Genomic DNA, 16,877 nt, shown 5'->3' with positions numbered 1-16,877 from the left:
GCGGCTAGCGGCCGGCCTCGTGGATGTCGCGCGCCTTGGTGACCTTCGCCGGGTCCACCGGGTTCATGCCGAGGACGATCTTGCCGCGCGAGTGCCGCTTCTCGAGGTCGTCGAAGGCGTCCTGCACCTGGTCGAAGGGGTAGAAGCCCGAGACGAGCACCCGCAGCTTCTGCTCGCCGACGAGGCCGACCAGCTCGCCGAGGATCTCAGTGTCGCGCTGGGCGGTCTCGGCGTCGGGCCAGACGGCGCGCAGCTCGATCTCCTTTCGGTCGTCGCTGGAGTGGAAGCGGCCCGCCGCGATGCCGAGCTCGTCGGCGAGGGCGTCGTTCTCCCCGCCGAAGTTGTCGAGGAACACCGTGACCCCGCCGGGCGCCGCGGCCCGGATGCGGTCGGCGATCCCGTCGCCGTAGACCACCGGCTTCACGCCGATCTGGCGGAGGTAGTCGAAGTTGCGCTCGCCGCAGGTGCCGATCACCGTCGCGCCGCGGAGCTTCGCCAGCTGGATCTCGAGACTGCCGACTCCTCCGGCCGCCGCGGAGACGAGGACGGTGTCGTCGGGTCCCACATGCGTGGCCTCCAGCGCGCGCCACGCGGTCACTCCGGCGAGGAACAGCGCGCCGCCGACCTCCCAGCTCACGGAGGCGGGCTTGGCGACGAGGTTGCGGCGCGGCACCACGACGTGGGTCGCGTGGGAGCCGACGAGCGCGTGGCCGACCACGTCGCTGCGGAGCTTGATGTCGGTGACGCCCTCACCGAGGGCGACGACGACGCCCGAGAAGTCGGTGCCCTGGCGCATCGGGAAGGCCGCGGAGTGGTCGGAGTCGAACTGGCCCTGCCGGATGAACGCCTCCATGTGGTTCACCCCGGCGGAGAGCACCTCGACCAGCACCTCGCCCGCCCCGGGCTTCGGCCGCTCGACCTCGGCGATCTCGAGGACGTCCGCGTCGCCGAAACGGCTGTATTGGACGACGCGGGCGGCGGTGGGGCTCAGACGGGACATGCGCTCATCATCCGCCCCCGCCGCCCGAAGCCCCCGACCCCCGAACGGGGGCGTGCGACTCAGGAGGGGTCGCTCGGGCAGTACAGCTGGGTGCGCGGACCGGAGCGGTCGATGACGTGCTCGGACATCGGCCGGCCGCAGAGCGGGCACGCCTGCCCCGCCGGCGCCTCCTGCTCGGGCTGGTCGTACGGGCCGAGCGGCGGCGGGCCGATCCAGGGGAACAGCCGCGCGTTGAAGCGCTGGTAGAGGGAGCCGGTCTTCTTGCGCGTCATATCCTTAGTGTACTAACCATCAGGGCACGATGAGAGGATGACGCCGTGGAAACCGACCCGCTCGCCCTCCAGAACCAGGTCTGCTTCTCCCTCGCCGTCGCGGCGCGCACCGTCATCGGGCTGTACCGCCCCGTGCTCGAGCCGCTCGGGCTCACGCACCCGCAGTACCTCGTGATGCTCGCGCTCTGGGAGCGGAGCCCCCGCTCGCTCGCCGACCTCGGCTCCGCGCTCCGCCTCGAGCCGGCCACGCTCAGCCCGCTCGTGAAGCGCCTGGAGGCGAGCGGCCACGTCACGCGCGCCCGGAGCAGCGACGACGAGCGCCGCCTCGACGTCGCGCTGACCCCCTCCGGAGCGGCCCTCCGCGAGCAGGCCCTGCAGGTTCCTCCGCAGATCGTGGAGCGGCTCGACGTCCCCCTCGAGGAGCTCACCGCGCTCCGCGACAGCCTCACCGGCCTGATCGGAGCCGCGACCCGCGACGACCGCTGACCCCCCGCTCGGGGCGCCGGCCGCGAGGACGCCGGCCGTCGCTCCCCGCCGCACCGGGAAACTCCCGGTCACAGCGCGGGATCAGCCTCCGCTCGGCCTGCTCCCGGCCGTCTTGACTGCCCCCTCGCACGGAGTAGTGTCATCGCTCGTGACACACGAGGGCCCCCCGTCCGCCGCGGACGGATCATCGGCCGACGCGACCGAGCTGCGCACCGCCAAGCACTTCTTCATCGGCGAGCCGCTCCCCAGCGACAAGCTCGAGGGACAGCTGCTGCAGAAGCGGCTCGCGCTCCCCATCTTCGCCAGCGACCCGCTCTCCTCCGTGGCCTACGCGCCGCAGGAGCTGCTGATGATCCTGCTGCTCGGCGGACTCTCCTTCCTCACCTTCGCCCCCTGGGTGGCCGCGTGCGTGGTCGTCCTCCTCGTCGTGGTGGTGCTGAGCTACCGCCAGCTGATCCGGGCGTACCCGTCCGGCGGCGGCGACTACGAGGTCGCCCGCACCAACCTGGGCGAGACGGCGGGCCTCACGGTCGCCGCCGCCCTCCTCGTGGACTACGTGCTCACCGTGGCCGTGTCGGTCGCCTCCGGAGTCGACAACATCATCTCCGCAGTACCCGAGCTGGCGCCGCTGCGGGTCGAGCTGGCCATCCTCTTCGTCGTGCTGCTGGCGGCCGTGAACCTCCGCGGCGTCTCGGAGTCGAGCCGCGCCTTCGCCGTCCCGACGTACCTCTTCGTCGCGAGCGTCTTCGTCATGGTCGTCGTCGGCCTGGTCCGCACCGCCTTCGGCGACACCCCGGTCGCGGAGTCGGCGGGCTTCACCGTGCAGGGCGAGCAGCTCACGCAGGCGGCCGTCGTCCTCCTGCTGCTGCGCTCCTTCGCCAGCGGCTGCGCGGCGCTCACGGGCGTCGAGGCGATCTCGAACGGCGTGCCCGCGTTCCGCGCCCCGAAGGTCAAGAACGCCCAGCGCACCCTCGTCGCGATGGGCACGATCGCGATCGTGCTCTTCGTCGGCCTGACCGCCCTCGCCCTGCTCTCGAACGTGCACTACGCCGAGAACGCCTGCCACCTGGTGGGCTTCGCCGACTGCGCCACGACCCCGCAGCGCTCCGTGATCGCGCAGGTCGCCGCCGCCACGTTCGGCAACAACACGATCCTGTTCTTCATCATCCAGGCCGCGACCGCCGCCGTCCTGCTCCTCGCGGCGAACACCGCGTTCAACGGCTTCCCGCTGCTCGGCTCCGTGCTGGCCCGCGACGGCTACGCGCCCAAGTCGCTGAACACCCGCGGCGACCGCCTCATCTACTCCAACGGAGTGATCATCCTGGCGCTCGTCGCCGCGATCATCCTGCTCGTCTACCAGGCCTCGCTCACGAGCCTCGTGCAGCTGTACATCATCGGCGTCTTCGTCTCGTTCACGCTCGGGCAGTCGGGCATGGTCAAGCACTGGGTGCGGATGATCCGCAACGGCGAGGGCTCGCGCACCGTCTACACGAGCCTGGCCATCAACCTGTTCGGCGCGACGCTGACGTTCGCGGTGCTCGTCGTCGTCACGATCACGAAGTTCACCCACGGCGCCTGGCTCGTCTACCTGGTGATGCCGATCCTCGGTGTCCTGATGGCCGGCGTCTACCGCTACTACCGCGACGTCGAGAAGGAGATCGAGGTCGACCCGACCACGACCTTCGGCGCCAACGGCGACCACGCGATCGTGCTGGTGGGCCGGATGAACAAGCCCACGCTGAAGGCGCTCGACTACGCCATCGCGGCGCGGCACGAGACGCTGGAGGCGGTGCACTCCTCCATCGACGACGCGCAGACCGCGCAGCTGAAGGCCGACTGGGCGCAGATGGACATCGAGGTGCCGCTGCGCTGCGTGGCCTCGCCCTACCGCGACATCTCGTACCCGCTGATCAAGTACATCAAGGCCCACCGCCTCGAGCACGGCTCCGAGATCACCACCGTCTACATGCCGCAGTACATCGTCGGGCACTGGTGGGAGGCGTTCCTCCACAACCACAAGTCGCGGCGGATCCGCCAGAAGCTCCTGCTGGTGCACGGAGTGACGGTGGCGCTGGTGCCGTGGCTGCTCGACTCGTCCGAGCTGATCTACGGACGCCGCTCCCGGCCGATCCCCGGCCAGACGCGCCGCGGCGAGCCGGTGCGCCCGGTGACCCGCCGCCCGATCCCGCCCGCGTCCTCGCTCCCCCAGGGTGCCGCCGGCGAGGGCGCTCCGCGCATCCCGCAGCGCCCGGCCGCGCAGAACCGGCCGCGCTCGAAGCGGCGCTGAGGCGGCGGGAGCTCCGAGCCGGCGGGGGCCCGGAAACGGGTAGAGGGCCCGCGGCGTGTGCCGCGAGCCCCCGATTTCCCCTTAGTGCCTTCCCCCGAAGGCGGCCCGCCCCAACGGGCCGTGTCCGACGCTATCGGTGGGCTATGCACCGGCGCATCCTCCTCGCGACGGATGCCCGTGCTCCCTTCAGACGACAGGCTCGTCCTCCGCCGTCTCAGACGACGGCCCCGCGCACCCCTCGGCCGGTGAGCCACCAGACCGCCGCGACGGCGACCGCGGCCGCCGCGCCGCCGCCCACGAGCAGGATCGCCGCCCGCACCACGTGCGCCCGGTAGGCGGCGTCGAGCGGATCGATGCCCGCACCCGCCAGCACGATCCCGGCGGGAACCACCGCGGCCGCGAGCACCACGGCCGCGGCCGCGATGCGCACCGGCTGCCGGCCGTCGGAGCGGAGCTTCCGGGGACGGCGACCGACGTACCAGACCACCGCGCCGATCCCGAGCCCGAGCAGCCCGAGCACACCGCTCGCGTACTGCGCCCATCGGAAGCCGGGGAAGGGCCCGAGCTCCTGCTGCAGCAGCGGGATCGCCGAGACGAAGAGGCCGCCCCGGTGGGTGAAGCCGTCCCACATCACGTGGCTGGCGGCTCCGATGGCGATTCCGGCGGCCGCGAAGACGAGCACGCGGATCCATGCGGCGGCCCCGCGGGGCGGCGAGCGCCGGGGACGCAGGCGCGAGCGGACCAGCGCGGGCGCGAGGTCGCGCCAGGCGGGAGCGACGACCGCGCTCCACAGCGCGAGGCCGAGCATCCCGAGCAGCAGGTCGACGGTGACGACGCCGAGGAGGGAGTGGGTGGACTCGCGGGCGACGGCGATCGGAATGTACATGCCGATGTCCGGGACCATCGCGCCGATGGCGACGGCCGCGGCCGGGATCCGGCCGTTCGAGAACGCGAGCGCGACGACGGCGTGGCTCGGCGTGAAGGGCATGACACGCACGCTATCCCGGCGACGCGACCGGCGAGTGTCCGCGTCGCGAAGCGCACGTCACCGATCGCGGTCCGGCTCCTGGGCTCCACTCCGGCGCGTCGGCCTCCCGGGGCCGGCGGTCAGCCCGAGGAACGTGATCCCCAGGACGAGGAACACCGGCCAGACCGGATTCCCGAGGACCGCGAAGACCGCTCCCGCCGCGAGGAACAGCGGACCAGTGACCGCGTTCCAGCGCCGGGACGCCTCCTCCGACGACATCCGACCCGAACCCTTCCCGTCCTGTGCGCGCGCCGTCCCTCGACGCTAGGTCGCCTCCGCGAGGCCCGCCTCCCCCGTCCGGCGGAGCCGCGCGCTCGGGGAGCTCCGAGCGCGGCGACCGTAGAATCGTCCGGAAGTCCGGCCCTCCGGGCCCAGCGGCGACGGATCGGAGCGGGTGTGCGGAAGGCGTTCGCGATCCTCCGCCTGGCCCTCGCCGGGCTGGGCGCGGTCGGACTCGTCGGCGACTTCTTCTACACGCTGGGCTTCCGCGCGTTCCAGATCGACAACTTCTTCGCCTACTTCACGACGCAGTCGAACATGGCCGGGGTCGTGGTGCTGGGCCTGTCCGGCCTGGTCGCCCTCGCGCGCGAGCGGGAGCCGCGCTGGCTCAGCACCGTGCGGGCGCTCGTGCTCACCTACATGGTCGTGTCGGGGATCGTCTTCGGGCTGATCGCGGTGGAGGCCGACAACCGCGGCGTGCGGGTCGACGTGCCCTGGTCGAGCGCGCTCCTGCACTTCGTGATCCCGACGCTCGCGATCCTCGACTGGATCCTCGGACCCGGCCGCCGCCCGGTCGCCTGGCGCGGGGCACTGACCGTGCTCGGCTTCCCGATCGTCTGGGGCGTCATCACCCTGGTCCGCGGGGCCCTCATCGGCTGGTACCCGTACTTCTTCCTCGACCCCGGCCAGGTCGACGGACCCGTGATGTTCGTGCTCTACGACGTGATCGTGCTGAGCCTGATCTCCGGCATCGCCGCGTTCGTCCTCGCGCTCAGCCGGGTGCGGCCGCTCGGGGCGGCGCACGCGTCGGAGTGGCGGGGCCCGCTGGCGCGGCTCCGCGAGCTCGTCAGCCGGGGACGACGGCGAACGGCTCGAGCGCCGTCTGCGCGAGGGTGACCAGCTCGTCGTCGCTGAGGTCCTGCAGCGAGAGGGCCTGATCCGCTCCGACCAGCCCGACGAGCACCGCCTCGCCGGTCGACGGCTGGAGGTTGAGCCACTCGGTGATGCCCGCCTCGGAGCCGACGAGCGACCAGCGCGCGGGGGCGTCGGCCTCCCAGAACGCCTCGTCGAAGCGCAGCCACAGCGTCTCGACGACGCCGGAGCCGAGGGCCGCGACGGCCGCGCGCTGCGCGAACGGGAGCGGCGGGTCGAAGGCGATCGCGTCCGTCTGGAGCACCCCGATCGGCACGGTGACCAGCACCCGGTCGGCTGTGAACGACTCGCCGGTGCCCAGGCGGATGCTGACGCCGGTGTCCGTGTAGCCGATGCCGCTCACCACGGCGCGCAGCGAGACCTCGACGTCGGCGAGCAGCGTGTCGACCAGCGGCGCGAGCCCGTCGGTCAGCAGCGCGTCGCCCGAGTCGTCGCTCAGCTCCTCCGCGGTCGTGGCGGCGGAGGCGTCGCCCAGTCCGTACCAGGAGGAGAGCTCCTCGGGAGCGGCGCCGGTGCGCAGTGCGGTCGTCCCGGCGAGGTGCGCCGCCACGCGGGCGGCGTCGCCGTCGCCGGAGCCCGGCTCGGCCTCGGCGGGGTCGGGCGCTCCGGAGCCGGCGAACGACTCGGCGAGCGCCAGGTCCTCCGGCTGCTCCGCTCCCCACTCGAGAGCACGGGTCAGGGCGTCGGCACCCGTGGTGCCGGTGTCGAGAGCCGCGCCGTCGGCGTCGCTCGAGCGGACGTCGGCGAGGTCGACCGCGGTCGTGACCACGCCCGCGTCCGCGATGCTCTCGCGCAGGGCGGCTCCCGCGCCGGTGAGGGCCCAGGCTCCGGTCTCGACGGCGATCGGCCAGCCGTCCGGAGTCGCGGTGGCGATGCGGCCGCCGGTGCGCTCGCGCGCCTCGACCACGGTGACGTCGAAGCCCGCGTCGGACAGGCGCCGCGCGGCGACCGCTCCGGCGAGACCGGCCCCGACGATCGCGATCCGCTCGCCCTCGTCGGCGACGGCGCTGATCTCGGCGGCCGCGCGGACCCCGGAGCTCCAGGCGCCCTGGAGCGTGCCGGGCGCCTCCGTGTCGGTGGCCTCGCCCGCGAGGAAGACGCGGTCGAGGACCGCGGTGCCCAGGTCGGTGCGGTGCTGCGGCGTCGCGCCGACGGGCAGGTAGGAGACGGAGCCGAGCGCGTACGGATCCTCGGCCCAGGCGGAGCGCACGAAGGCGGCCGGCGCGGGGACGGCGGTGGTGCTCGGCGTGGGCACGGGGGCCTTCGTGACCGAGCGGGTCGGCGTCGGACGCGACGGCGTGCAGCCCGCGAGGGCCAGGAGCCCGACTCCCGTGGCGGCTCCCGAGAGGAAGAGGCGGCGTCCGATCGTCATCCCGGACATCCTACGTTCTCGGCGTTCGGCCGGGGCGGCGCGGTGCTGACCCCACCCGGGCACGCGGCCCACTTCGAGGTGCTGGGTGACGGCGGGACGGCGAGCGGATAGCGTCGGGGCAGCGCGGACCGGACCGCGGCGACGGGGGACGCGGCATGGACACGACACGGACGCGGACCTCGACGACGACGGCCGGGGCCCCTCCCCGCAGTCACCTCCACGCGGTGCTGCTCGGCGCGCTGGGCATGATCGTGGTCCCGCTGCTCATCGTCCTCGCGACCACGGCCTGGTCCTCCCCCGGTCCCGAGGAGTACGTCCGCATGGCGCTCGGCTCGGTGGTCGCGGCGTGCGTCTCGGTGGTCGGCGCCTGGTGGCTCGCCTTCGAGCGGCGCAGCGCCGGGGCACCCGGTCGCACCTGGTTCTGGGGCGTCGCCTGCCTCGTCACGGTCAACGCGGTCTCGACCGTCGGAGCCGCCGCCGACCGCCTCACCGGCCTGATCATGGGCTGAGCGGGTGGACGTCCAGGCGCGGTCACCGCGCTCGCCTCACTCCTCGGCGACCGCCCCGATGGTCCCGAATCCCTCCTCGAGTGAGCGGCAGCACCATCGGCGCCGGTGATCGCCCCGACGAGACGACCGAGCGGCTCCGGCTGTTCCGTCCCGCCGAGAGCGATCTGGACGAGCTGTGGCGGCTGTACTCCGACGAGCGGATCGCGGCGGGCGACCCCCTCCTCCGGCACGACTCCGTCGAGCAGACCCGGGCGGTGCTCGCCCGCCGGACGGCGCAGTGGGCACGGGACGACCTCAGCAGCTGGGTCGTCCGGCTGCGGAGTCCCGAGGGCGGCGCGGACGGCGCGATCGGGATCGGCGGATGCAGCCTCCTCGCCGACACGGCCTGGAACGTCGCGTTCACCGTCCATCCGGACCACTGGGGCAGGGGGTACGCCCAGGAGGTCGCCTCCGCAGGCATCGCGCGGGCGCGGCGGCTCCGGCCGGAGCTCCCCGTGACCGCGGTCGTCGCGGAACGGAACGAGCGATCGCACCGCACGGTCGCTCGACTCGGTCTCGAACAGAGGTGGGCGGGCCCGGACGCGCACAGACCCGACCCCGCGGCTCGCATCGTGCTCTACTCCGACCGCCTCCTCTCCGAGGACGAGATCGGCCGCCTCACGAGCTGAAGGAGCCGCGTGGGCGCGGATGGCCGCCGGCAGCAGCGGAGCCGAGACGCCTGTGCGAGACCGCGACGTCTCGTTCCGGTGCGCCTCCTGGCCTCATCTTTCTCCCCGGCGGGCGGCGCTGCGCGCGAGTGGGTGGGTGGGCGGCGCGGCACTCGCGCTGACCCCTCTCGCGATCGCGCTCGGCTGGCGAGTCGGGGCAGGAAGGGCGCGGAGGTACTCGCCGGACCGGGCATCCGAAGCCGGTCACCGCGAGGGGCGTTAGCGTCGTCGGATGGCGAGCATCACGTACCCCGCGCCCCTTCGCGTCGGAGGCCGGGTGGAGGTGCCCGCGCCCTCGATGGGAGTCCCCGCGCACCTGCACGACCGGCTGCAGGACGCCGCGCGCCGACTCGGCTCGGCGGGATACGACGTCCGGGTCCGGCCGCACGCCCTCCTCGGCGGACTCGCTCCGGCGTCCGCCGCGGATCGGGCGGCCGACCTGCACGACGCCTTCCGGAGCGGGGACGCGGTCCTTCCTCCATGGGGCGGCGAGCTCGCCGTCGAGCTGCTGGAGAGGCTCGACTGGCACGCCCTCGCGGAGGCCCGGCCCTGGTTCGTCGGCTGGTCGGACGTCTCGACGCTGCTCCTGCCCCTGACGACGACGACCGGGCTCGCGACGATCCACGGCGCCAATCTGATGGACGAGCCGTGGGAGCTGCCGGTCGGGTTCCACCGCTGGACGGAGGTCGCCGGCCTCGAGCCCGGAGCCGCGTTCACGCAGCACGCCGCGCCGCGACGCCGGAGCCGTCCGTGGGGTGCGTGGGCGGACGAGCCGCTCGACCGCGATCGGGCCTACGAGGAGCCGACCCGCTGGCGCTCGCTCGACGGGTCAGCGGACGCGGCGATGTCCGGCCGCTTGATCGGCGGATGCCTCGAGACGGTGTCCCTGCTCGCGGGCACGCCCTACGGCGACGTGCCGGGCTTCGCTCGCCGGCACGCGCCCGAGGGGACTGTCGTCTACCTGGAGGCGGCCGAGTCCGACTCCGTCTCGGTGCTCCGGATGCTCACATCCCTCCGCCTCGCGGGCTGGTTCGAGCAGGCGACCGGCGTCCTGATCGGCCGGACCGAGGGCGCGTCCCTGCCCGAGCTGAGCCAGGAGGACGCGGTGCAGCGCGCTCTCGGCGATCTCGGCGTGCCGGTGATCCTCGACGTCGACATCGGGCACCAGCCGCCGCAGATGCCCCTGGTCAACGGCGCGCTCGCCGAGATCGCGCTGAGCGGGCCGACGGCCTCGATCACGCAGCAGCTCGTGCCCTGACGGCGCGTGCGGAGAGCTCCCGTCGAGCAGTGCCACCTCGCGGCACGGCCGCCGCCGCTCCCGGCCCTCCTCCGCCCGCCGAGCGCAAGGCCGAGCGGCGGGGAGGCGCCGAGTGGTAGACCTGGGGGCATGAGCAACGACATCCGCGCACTCGCCGAGGGCGAGAGCTACCTCGCCTTCTTCCAGGGCGGGCCGTTCGACGGCCAGACCGAGAACCGCGTCAGCACCGAGGGGGGCTACGAGAAGGAGGTCGACGTCTACGCCGCCGTCGACGGCCAGGAGACGCACCTCGTGTACAACGCCGTCTCCGCGAAGGAGGTCGGCGAGGCGGTCCACGTGACCTACTCGATCGACACTCCCGACTCCGACCCGATCGAGGACCCGGAGGACCGTGGCGGCGGATTCCAGTAGTCCGCACCACCCTTCGGATGCCGCTCCGGCGTCGCGCTCAGCGCGGCCGGGGCGGCATCGGCATGTGAGGACGCGCCACTCCGGGACGACGCCTCCCGCCGCTCCTAGGATGATGGTTCCTCACTGTCTCGGCCGATTCAGGTCCGCGTTCCTCGGGAGCCGCCGTGTCCGATCCGCTGATCCGCCCGATGCCCCTCCGCGGCGACTCCGCCCGGTACTGGCTGCGGGCCCGCCACGCCGAGGCCGGGCCCGACCCCGCCTTCGCCGTCACCGGTCAGGAGGCCGCCGCCGAGGGCGTGCTCCTCCGGCGGATCTGGCACACGGCCGGCACGATCGACTTCCGCCCGAGCCCCCGCGCCGACCCGGGGTCGGTGGTGCTCCTGCTCCCGCTCGAGGACGCGTTCACCGTCACCAGTCGGGAGGAGCGCGAGTTCGTCGGCCGCGGCACCCTCGCGGTGCTGCCCGCCCGATCGGGAGCGACGATCAGCACGAGCGCTCCCAGCTCCCGGCTCGTCCTGGTCGTGCGGCCCTCGGGCGACGCGGATCCGCCCGCCGGCCTCACCGTGGTCTCCTCCCCCGCGGCACCGGTGCTGGTCGCCGCCGCGAACGCCGTGCTCGACGCCGGGCTGCCCATGAGCCCCGGGCTGCACACCGCGCTGCGGGGCCTCGCCGCGGCCGTCGTCGCGGAGTGACGGGAGCTGTCAACCCTCCCCGCCCCGGCCATCCGCTCGCAGGGACGTCCTCGAACATCAAGTGACGCCGATCGTCGGCGCCGGAAGGAGCACTCGCCATGGCCGAGATCACCGCCCACCACGGACTCTTCAAGGACACGGACCTGCACGTCGACGACACCGGCGGATCGGGCCGCCCCGTGGTCCTCATCCACGGCTGGCCCCTCTCGGGCGAGTCGTGGAAGGAGCAGGTCCCCGCGTTCGCCGAGGCCGGCTACCGCGTCGTCACCTACGACCGCCGCGGCTTCGGGCGCAGCGACAAGCCGCTCACCGGCTACAGCTACGACACGCTCACCGAGGACCTGCACACCCTCCTCACCGAGCTCGACCTGCAGGACGTCACCCTGGTCGGCTTCTCGATGGGAGGCGGCGAGGTCGCCCGCTACTTCACGAAGTACGGCGCCGATCGCCTGCACAGCGTCGTCTTCGCCTCGGCCGTCCCGCCGTACCTGATGAAGACGGACGACAACCCGGACGGCCCGCTCGAGAAGGCGCAGGCCGCGCAGATGACCGCGGGCCTCACGAAGAGCGAGGACGACTTCTACGACCGGTTCACCACCGACTTCTTCTCGGTCGACGGCGTGCGGAAGGTGACGGAGGAGCAGCGCCAGGAGGCGATCGCTCTGGCGAAGCAGTCGGCCAAGCACGCGGCCCTCGCCTGCATGACGGCGTTCGCGACCACCGACTTCCGCGAGGACCTGCCGAACGTCTCCGTGCCCGCGCTCGTCATCCACGGCGACGGCGACGGCACCGTCCCGTTCGAGGGCTCGGGCGCCCGCACGCACGCGGCGATCCCCGGCTCCGAGCTGCACGTCGTCCACGGCGCCCCGCACGGAGTCACCGTGAGCCACCCGGAGGAGTGGAACCGCGTCGTCCTGGAGTTCCTCGCGAAGTAGCGGCGGCACTCCCGCATGCTGGTCGAGCAGCCCCGCAGGCGCGTATCGAGATCCGCTGCACACAAGCGGATCTCGATACGCGCGCTGCGCGCGCTGCTCGATCAGCGTGAGCGGCCTCTGCCGGTCGAGCAGCCCAAGAGGGCGTCGGGGCGCGGCGAGGTCCGGCGAACGGCCTGCCCAGGTCCGGCGGTAGGAGCGCGTCAGCCGAGGATCGTGTCCATGAGCCGGGTCGTCCGATCGATGAACGCGTCTCGATGCTCTCCTCCGGGGCTCCAGAACGCATCGCCGTGCAGCGTGCGGAAGGAGTTCGCCTCGTAGAGCGCCCGAGCGGCCGATCGCCCCGCCTCGGGGTCGGCGGTCGGGAGCACCTGCGCCACCCGGTCCGCGAAGCGGCGGGACTCCTGGGCGCCCCGCTCGAGCAGTGCGCGATCGCTCGACGAGGCGACCATCACCGCACGGAGGAAGGCCCGGTGCCTGTCGAAGACCGCGGTGACGGCGTCCACGACCGCACGAGCGGATCCGTCGACGGCTCGCAGCCGCTCGTCCTCCGACCGCGCCACGCCCGTCATGCCGTGCTCGTAGACGGCGTGGAACAGGCCGCTCCGTCCGTCGACGCGCGCGTAGAGCGAGGGAGGCGAGATCTGTGCGCGCCGGCACACTGCAGCGACGGTGAGGGCGTCCGCGCCGTCCTCCTCGAGGAGTGCGAGGCCCGCGTCGAGGACTCGGGCCCAGCTCGCGCGGCTGCGGTCCTGCAGCGGCGGCCGGACCGCACTCGGAGTCCCGGTCATGCCCGCGACAGGATGCCGCCGCCCATCTCCTCCAGTTGCGCCATGATCTCGCGCGGATTGCGCTCGCCGACCTGCTTCTGCAGGAACGGCGTGTGGTCCAGCAGGAAGTCGCGGATCGGCCGCAGCGGCGCCGGCGCGTGATGGAAGAGCCTGCCGAGCATGTACGCCGACTGCACCTGCTCCCTCGTGTGCGGGATCCGCTTGCGGTCGTACTCGCTGAGAGCGCCGCCGACCGCCGCGCTGTCGGACAGGTCGACGCCGGCGAGCAGCTGCCCGAGGAAGTACCCGTCGCAGATGGACATGCCCGCGCCGTACGCCGCGTAGGGGGAGGTCGCGTGGGCGGCGTCGCCGGCGAGGGTGATGCGTCCCTTCGACCACTGCGCCGGCGGCTCGATGTCGCGGATCGGCCACCGCTGGAGGTTCTCGCCGGGCGTGGCGGCGACGAGCTGCGCCAGCGGACCGGAGAACCCTGCCGCGAGGGCGGCGGCGTGAGCGCGCAGATCGGCGGGCGCCGCCTGGTCGTCGCCCCAGGCCTCCAGGACCCACCACTGGTATCCCGAGCGACCACGGCTGCGGATCGAGGTGTACGTCCCCTGCACCGTCCGGTTGTGGCTCAGCACCACTTCGTTCGGCTCGGCCTCCACGGAGTCCGCGAAGGTGAACCCTCCGATGATGTGCAGGTCGTGGGGGCGCTTCGGAGTCGCTCCCCACAGCCCGCGCCGGACCATCGAGTCGATGCCGTCCGCGCCGATGAGAAGGGGCGTCTCGACGCGGACTCCGTCCGAGAAGGTGATGGTCACCCCGTCCCCGTGGTCGTCGATCCTGTCGGCCTGACGGTCGAACTCGATGGTGTCCGCCGGCATCGCGGCGAGCATCCGCTCGTAGAGGTCGGGGCGGAGCATCCCGATGAATCCGCCTCCGTACTGGTCCACGACGTGCGCGGGCAGATCGACGTCGGCGCGCACCCGGCCCTTCGCGTTGCGGAAGGTCGTGTGGCACGGTGCGCCGAGATCCACGGTGTCCACGCCCATGTCCTGGAGCGCCTTGATGGGCGGCGGCCAGAGATTGAGGATGTTGCCCGCCGGACGGGCGCGCCGGTAGCGCTCGTAGACGACCACCTCGTGGCCCGCCTTCCTCAGCCCGAGCGCCGCGGCCATGCCGGCGGGGCCCGCGCCGAGGACGGCGATCGGATTCGTGCTCGTGCTGCTCGTCATGCTCTCCTCCTCGAGTGCTGAGGAAACTGTACGGGCATGACAGTTCGCAGCCGATCGCTGTTCGTGATGCCGCGCATCAGCCTCGGCGAGGGCGCTCCGACTGCCCGATCAGGACGCCGGCCCCTGCCGGTCGAGAGCCGAACGCGCGGCTCATCGGGACCCCGCGCCGAGCACCCCGCGTCAGCCCTTCTCCGCGCCCTCGGTCGTGTTCATGATCCGCCGCTGGAAGACGAAGAACAGCACGGCCACCGGGATCGACATCAGCACCGCGGCCGCGAGCTGCAGCGGGTACTGGTTGCCGGTGCCCAGCTGCTGCCCGCTCTGGAGGCGGCGCTGCGCTGGCTCCGCGACGACGGCGACCCGGACGGCGACGGGTTCCTCGAGTACGTCGACACCACGGGGCACGGGCTCGCCAACCAGGGCTGGAAGGACTCGGGCGACTCGATCCAGTGGCGCGACGGCACGCTCGCCGAGGGTCCGATCGCGCTCTGCGAGGTGCAGGCCTACGCCCACGAGGCCATGGCAGGCGGAGCGGCGCTGCTCGAGCACCTCGGCCGCGACGGCTCGGAGTGGCGCGAGGCGGCGTCGACGCTGAAGGCGCGCTTCGCGGAGGCGTTCTGGATCGACGACGCCGACGGCGGCTACCCGGCGATCGCGCTCGACGCGGCCGGGCGCCCGGTCGACACGATCACCAGCAACCTCGGCCACCTCCTCGGCACCGGCATCCTCTCCCCCGAGCACGCCGCCCGGGTCGCCGAGCTGCTGGTCTCCCCCGGGCTCGACTCGGGCTTCGGCCTGCGCACCCTGGACACCGGCTCGGGCGGCTACTGGCCGCTGTCGTACCACGGCGGCTCCGTCTGGGCCCACGACACCGCGATCGCCGTCACCGGGCTCGCCCGGGAGGGCTTCGGGGCGGAGGCGACGACCCTCTCGCGCGGACTGATCGCCGCGGCCGAGAGCTTCGGCTACCGGATGCCCGAGCTGCACTCGGGCGACCCCGCCGCCGAGGTGCACGCGCCGGTGCCGTACCCGGCGGCCTGCCGACCGCAGGCCTGGTCGGCGGCCGCCTCCGTCGCCGTGCTGTCGGTGGCGCTGGGGCTCGCTCCCGGAGGCGACACCCTGGTCGTCGCGCCGCTCTCGCCCGCGCTCGCCGGGCGGATCCGCGTGGACGGGATCCGCTACCGCGGCTCGGTAGTGCCGGTGGACTGGGACGGCAGGATCTGAGGCGCCGCGCCGCTCAGGGCGGACCGGCTCAGATCAGGCCGGCTCAGGGCAGGCGCGCTCAGGGCAGACGCGCCACGACCGCGCGCGCGATGCGCCGGCCCGAGCGGTTCGCCCCGATGGTGGAGGCCGTCGGGCCGTAGCCGGCGAAGAAGACGCGCGGATCCGTCAGCGAGGCGCCGTCGGCGACCGCGATGCCGCCCTCGCGCTCGCGCAGCCCGAGTGGAGCGAGGTGGCGCAGCTCCGGCCGGAAGCCCGTCGCCCAGATGATCGCGTCGGCGCGCGTGAAGGAGCCGTCCGGCCAGCGCACGCCCTCCTCCTCGATCGACGAGAACATCCCCCGCTCGTGCAGGAGCCCGCGCTCGATCCCGGCGACCACCCGGCGGGTGCGCTGCACGCCCGTGCCGCCGACGATGCTCGGGAGGGGCAGCCCGGCGCGGGCGGCGCGGTCCTGCTCGGCCACCGCCTCCACCGCCGACTCCATCGCCAGCTGCTCGCCGTCGTGGTAGACCACCGGTCGCCGCGTCGCCCACGTCAGCGAGCGCGCCACCCGCTCGAGCTCCAGCAGGAAGCCGATCGCCGAGGTGCCGCCGCCGACCACGAGCACCTGCTTCCCGGCGAAGTCCTCGGCGCGGACGTACTCGGTCGGGTCGATCTGCACGCCGCGGAAGCGGTCGCGCCCGGGGTAGTGCGGGACGAAGGGCGATCCCCAGGTGCCGGTCGCGTTGACGAGCAGGCTCGCGCGCTCGACCGCGCGGTCGGACTCGACGACGAGCGGCGACCCCGTGTCGTGCGGCGTCGCACTCGTGACGCGCCGCACCGACTCCGGACGGCGGATCTCGAGACCGAGCTCCTCCTCGTAGCGACCGTAGTACTCGCGGACCACGTCCCGTGCCGGTCGCCGGTGATCGGCCGTGCGGAACGAGAACCCCATCCGCTCCATGCCCGGGAGATCGTGCACGCGGTGCGCGGAGCCGAGCCGCAGGGCCTCCCAGCGGAACTGCCAGGCCCCGCCGGGCTCCGGACCGCGGTCGAGGACGATCAGGTCGCGCCCGGGGACGAGGCCGAGACGGCGCAGGTAGTAGGCCACGGACAGACCCGCCTGGCCCGCGCCGATCACCACGACGGGACGCGGTGGGGCGACGCTGTCCACGGTGCTCCTGACGCGGTCGAGGATGGGCGGCCGTCCGGCAGATCGAGGCCCGGGGTGGCGTGTCCCCCGTCTGCTAAACTACCGCGTAGATTTCAACTTTCCCTGTCTGCTCTTTTCCCCAGCCGGCTCACTGCCCGTCTGGCCTGTCATCGTGAGGGGGTCACCCATGGGGCGCGGCCGTCAGAAGGCGAAGAACACCAAGATCGCCCGTGAGCTGAAGTCGTTCAGCCCGGCGGTCGATTACAGCGCGCTCGAGCGCGAGCTCAGCCACCCGGACGAGCCGGACTACTCGAAGTGGATCGACGCCGAGGACGACGGCGACGACACGGACCTCGTCGAGGAGCCGCACCAGAAGCGTGCGTGACTCCTCCCGTGAATCGGGGCCGCTCCCTC

Annotated in this window: 19 protein-coding genes and 1 pseudogene; 11 read left to right on the top strand and 9 right to left on the bottom strand. The window is 73.2% G+C overall.

All coding sequences use genetic code 11. The features are described 5' to 3' along the window. Nucleotides 1-4: 4 nt before the first annotated feature. Both C5B93_RS11825 and C5B93_RS11820 read right to left on the bottom strand, forming a co-directional pair. Nucleotides 5-1,000: an NADP-dependent oxidoreductase gene (locus tag C5B93_RS11825; protein ID WP_104238704.1), complete on the bottom strand. Its 996-nt coding sequence runs from the start codon at nt 998-1,000 to the stop codon at nt 5-7. 59 nt (nt 1,001-1,059) lie between these two features. Continuing rightward, complete coding sequence (locus C5B93_RS11820; protein ID WP_104223750.1) at nt 1,060-1,272, bottom strand: hypothetical protein; 213 nt, start codon at nt 1,270-1,272, stop codon at nt 1,060-1,062. Between the two features lie 45 nt (nt 1,273-1,317). Here C5B93_RS11820 and C5B93_RS11815 point away from each other — a divergent pair, with 45 nt between their 5' ends. Both C5B93_RS11815 and C5B93_RS11810 read left to right on the top strand, forming a co-directional pair. After that, a complete protein-coding gene (locus C5B93_RS11815; RefSeq protein ID WP_104292534.1) occupies nt 1,318-1,758 on the top strand; it encodes a MarR family winged helix-turn-helix transcriptional regulator in 441 nt (146 codons plus the stop codon). A 148-nt stretch (nt 1,759-1,906) separates the two neighbouring features. Then, complete coding sequence (locus C5B93_RS11810) at nt 1,907-4,045, top strand: APC family permease (protein ID WP_374952928.1); 2,139 nt, start codon at nt 1,907-1,909, stop codon at nt 4,043-4,045. A 214-nt stretch (nt 4,046-4,259) separates the two neighbouring features. Here the strand turns inward: C5B93_RS11810 and C5B93_RS11805 are convergent, their stop codons facing one another. Both C5B93_RS11805 and C5B93_RS11800 read right to left on the bottom strand, forming a co-directional pair. After that, a complete protein-coding gene (locus C5B93_RS11805; protein ID WP_104292533.1) occupies nt 4,260-5,033 on the bottom strand; it encodes a DUF4184 family protein in 774 nt (257 codons plus the stop codon). A 57-nt stretch (nt 5,034-5,090) separates the two neighbouring features. After that, a complete protein-coding gene (locus tag C5B93_RS11800; protein WP_104233846.1) occupies nt 5,091-5,291 on the bottom strand; it encodes a hypothetical protein in 201 nt (66 codons plus the stop codon). 177 nt (nt 5,292-5,468) lie between these two features. Between C5B93_RS11800 and C5B93_RS11795 the strand changes: the two genes are divergently transcribed. Further along, on the top strand, nt 5,469-6,188 hold the full coding sequence (locus C5B93_RS11795) for a Pr6Pr family membrane protein (protein WP_104226823.1): 720 nt from the start codon (nt 5,469-5,471) through the stop codon (nt 6,186-6,188). Here C5B93_RS11795 and C5B93_RS11790 read toward each other — a convergent pair. Continuing rightward, the gene (locus C5B93_RS11790) at nt 6,139-7,596 is read right to left on the bottom strand and encodes an NAD(P)/FAD-dependent oxidoreductase (protein WP_181068386.1); all 1,458 of its coding nucleotides are present in this window, start codon (nt 7,594-7,596) and stop codon (nt 6,139-6,141) included. The two genes, C5B93_RS11795 and C5B93_RS11790, sit on opposite strands and share 50 nt — an antisense overlap. A 155-nt stretch (nt 7,597-7,751) precedes the next feature. Here C5B93_RS11790 and C5B93_RS17290 point away from each other — a divergent pair, with 155 nt between their 5' ends. From C5B93_RS17290 to C5B93_RS11765, 6 genes are all read left to right on the top strand, one after another. Then, on the top strand, nt 7,752-8,105 hold the full coding sequence (locus C5B93_RS17290) for a hypothetical protein (protein ID WP_181068385.1): 354 nt from the start codon (nt 7,752-7,754) through the stop codon (nt 8,103-8,105). 80 nt (nt 8,106-8,185) lie between these two features. Beyond that, nucleotides 8,186-8,773, top strand: a complete 588-nt coding sequence (locus C5B93_RS11785) for a GNAT family N-acetyltransferase (RefSeq protein WP_181068384.1) — start codon at nt 8,186-8,188, stop codon at nt 8,771-8,773. A 271-nt stretch (nt 8,774-9,044) separates the two neighbouring features. Beyond that, entirely contained in the window at nt 9,045-10,070 is a 1,026-nt protein-coding gene (locus tag C5B93_RS11780) for a S66 peptidase family protein (RefSeq protein ID WP_104292531.1), read from the top strand. Nucleotides 10,071-10,199: 129 nt separating this feature from the next. Next, the gene (locus C5B93_RS11775) at nt 10,200-10,481 is read left to right on the top strand and encodes an oligoribonuclease (RefSeq protein ID WP_104223758.1); all 282 of its coding nucleotides are present in this window, start codon (nt 10,200-10,202) and stop codon (nt 10,479-10,481) included. A 164-nt stretch (nt 10,482-10,645) separates the two neighbouring features. Then, nucleotides 10,646-11,173 (top strand): hypothetical protein, encoded by a 528-nt coding sequence (locus tag C5B93_RS11770; RefSeq protein ID WP_104292530.1) that lies wholly within the window; start codon nt 10,646-10,648, stop codon nt 11,171-11,173. 98 nt (nt 11,174-11,271) lie between these two features. Beyond that, on the top strand, nt 11,272-12,108 hold the full coding sequence (locus C5B93_RS11765; protein WP_104292529.1) for an alpha/beta fold hydrolase: 837 nt from the start codon (nt 11,272-11,274) through the stop codon (nt 12,106-12,108). A 200-nt stretch (nt 12,109-12,308) separates the two neighbouring features. Here the strand turns inward: C5B93_RS11765 and C5B93_RS11760 are convergent, their stop codons facing one another. The 3 genes and pseudogenes from C5B93_RS11760 to C5B93_RS17680 all read right to left on the bottom strand — a co-directional run. Then, nucleotides 12,309-12,896, bottom strand: coding sequence for a TetR/AcrR family transcriptional regulator (locus C5B93_RS11760; RefSeq protein WP_104292528.1), 588 nt, complete (start codon nt 12,894-12,896; stop codon nt 12,309-12,311). Further along, nucleotides 12,893-14,110 (bottom strand): NAD(P)/FAD-dependent oxidoreductase, encoded by a 1,218-nt coding sequence (locus C5B93_RS11755; RefSeq protein ID WP_104292527.1) that lies wholly within the window; start codon nt 14,108-14,110, stop codon nt 12,893-12,895. Before C5B93_RS11755 ends, C5B93_RS11760 begins: the two co-directional genes overlap by 4 nt. 180 nt (nt 14,111-14,290) lie before the next feature. After that, nucleotides 14,291-14,437 (bottom strand): annotated as a pseudogene (locus C5B93_RS17680) (carbohydrate ABC transporter permease); the annotation flags it as partial. Between C5B93_RS17680 and C5B93_RS11745 the strand changes: the two are divergent. Beyond that, nucleotides 14,390-15,334, top strand: a complete 945-nt coding sequence (locus C5B93_RS11745) for an amylo-alpha-1,6-glucosidase (protein ID WP_374953145.1) — start codon at nt 14,390-14,392, stop codon at nt 15,332-15,334. The pseudogene C5B93_RS17680 and the gene C5B93_RS11745 sit on opposite strands and share 48 nt — an antisense overlap. A 58-nt stretch (nt 15,335-15,392) precedes the next feature. Here the strand turns inward: C5B93_RS11745 and C5B93_RS11740 are convergent, their stop codons facing one another. Next, nucleotides 15,393-16,484, bottom strand: coding sequence for an FAD-dependent oxidoreductase (locus C5B93_RS11740; protein WP_104233838.1), 1,092 nt, complete (start codon nt 16,482-16,484; stop codon nt 15,393-15,395). 166 nt (nt 16,485-16,650) lie between these two features. Between C5B93_RS11740 and C5B93_RS11735 the strand changes: the two genes are divergently transcribed. Beyond that, on the top strand, nt 16,651-16,848 hold the full coding sequence (locus C5B93_RS11735; RefSeq protein ID WP_097167615.1) for a DUF3073 domain-containing protein: 198 nt from the start codon (nt 16,651-16,653) through the stop codon (nt 16,846-16,848). Nucleotides 16,849-16,877 lie beyond the last annotated feature (29 nt).

The sequence above is a fragment of the Rathayibacter sp. AY1A2 genome, assembly GCF_002930935.1.
Classification (GTDB): Bacteria; Actinomycetota; Actinomycetes; order Actinomycetales; family Microbacteriaceae; genus Rathayibacter.
Note: the sequence above shows the minus strand (reverse complement) of the source record. Positions and strands in the feature narration are given on the sequence as shown.

Coding starts and splice junctions, on each gene's coding strand:
- C5B93_RS11790 (WP_181068386.1), bottom strand. CDS start 7,596: ATGACGATCGGACGCCGCCTCTTCCTCTCGGGAGCCGCCACGGGAGTC.
- C5B93_RS11780 (WP_104292531.1), top strand. CDS start 9,045: ATGGCGAGCATCACGTACCCCGCGCCCCTTCGCGTCGGAGGCCGGGTG.
- C5B93_RS11800 (WP_104233846.1), bottom strand. CDS start 5,291: ATGTCGTCGGAGGAGGCGTCCCGGCGCTGGAACGCGGTCACTGGTCCG.
- C5B93_RS11825 (WP_104238704.1), bottom strand. CDS start 1,000: ATGTCCCGTCTGAGCCCCACCGCCGCCCGCGTCGTCCAATACAGCCGT.
- C5B93_RS11760 (WP_104292528.1), bottom strand. CDS start 12,896: ATGACCGGGACTCCGAGTGCGGTCCGGCCGCCGCTGCAGGACCGCAGC.
- C5B93_RS11735 (WP_097167615.1), top strand. CDS start 16,651: ATGGGGCGCGGCCGTCAGAAGGCGAAGAACACCAAGATCGCCCGTGAG.
- C5B93_RS11805 (WP_104292533.1), bottom strand. CDS start 5,033: ATGCCCTTCACGCCGAGCCACGCCGTCGTCGCGCTCGCGTTCTCGAAC.
- C5B93_RS17290 (WP_181068385.1), top strand. CDS start 7,752: ATGGACACGACACGGACGCGGACCTCGACGACGACGGCCGGGGCCCCT.
- C5B93_RS11755 (WP_104292527.1), bottom strand. CDS start 14,110: ATGACGAGCAGCACGAGCACGAATCCGATCGCCGTCCTCGGCGCGGGC.
- C5B93_RS11775 (WP_104223758.1), top strand. CDS start 10,200: ATGAGCAACGACATCCGCGCACTCGCCGAGGGCGAGAGCTACCTCGCC.
- C5B93_RS11765 (WP_104292529.1), top strand. CDS start 11,272: ATGGCCGAGATCACCGCCCACCACGGACTCTTCAAGGACACGGACCTG.
- C5B93_RS11820 (WP_104223750.1), bottom strand. CDS start 1,272: ATGACGCGCAAGAAGACCGGCTCCCTCTACCAGCGCTTCAACGCGCGG.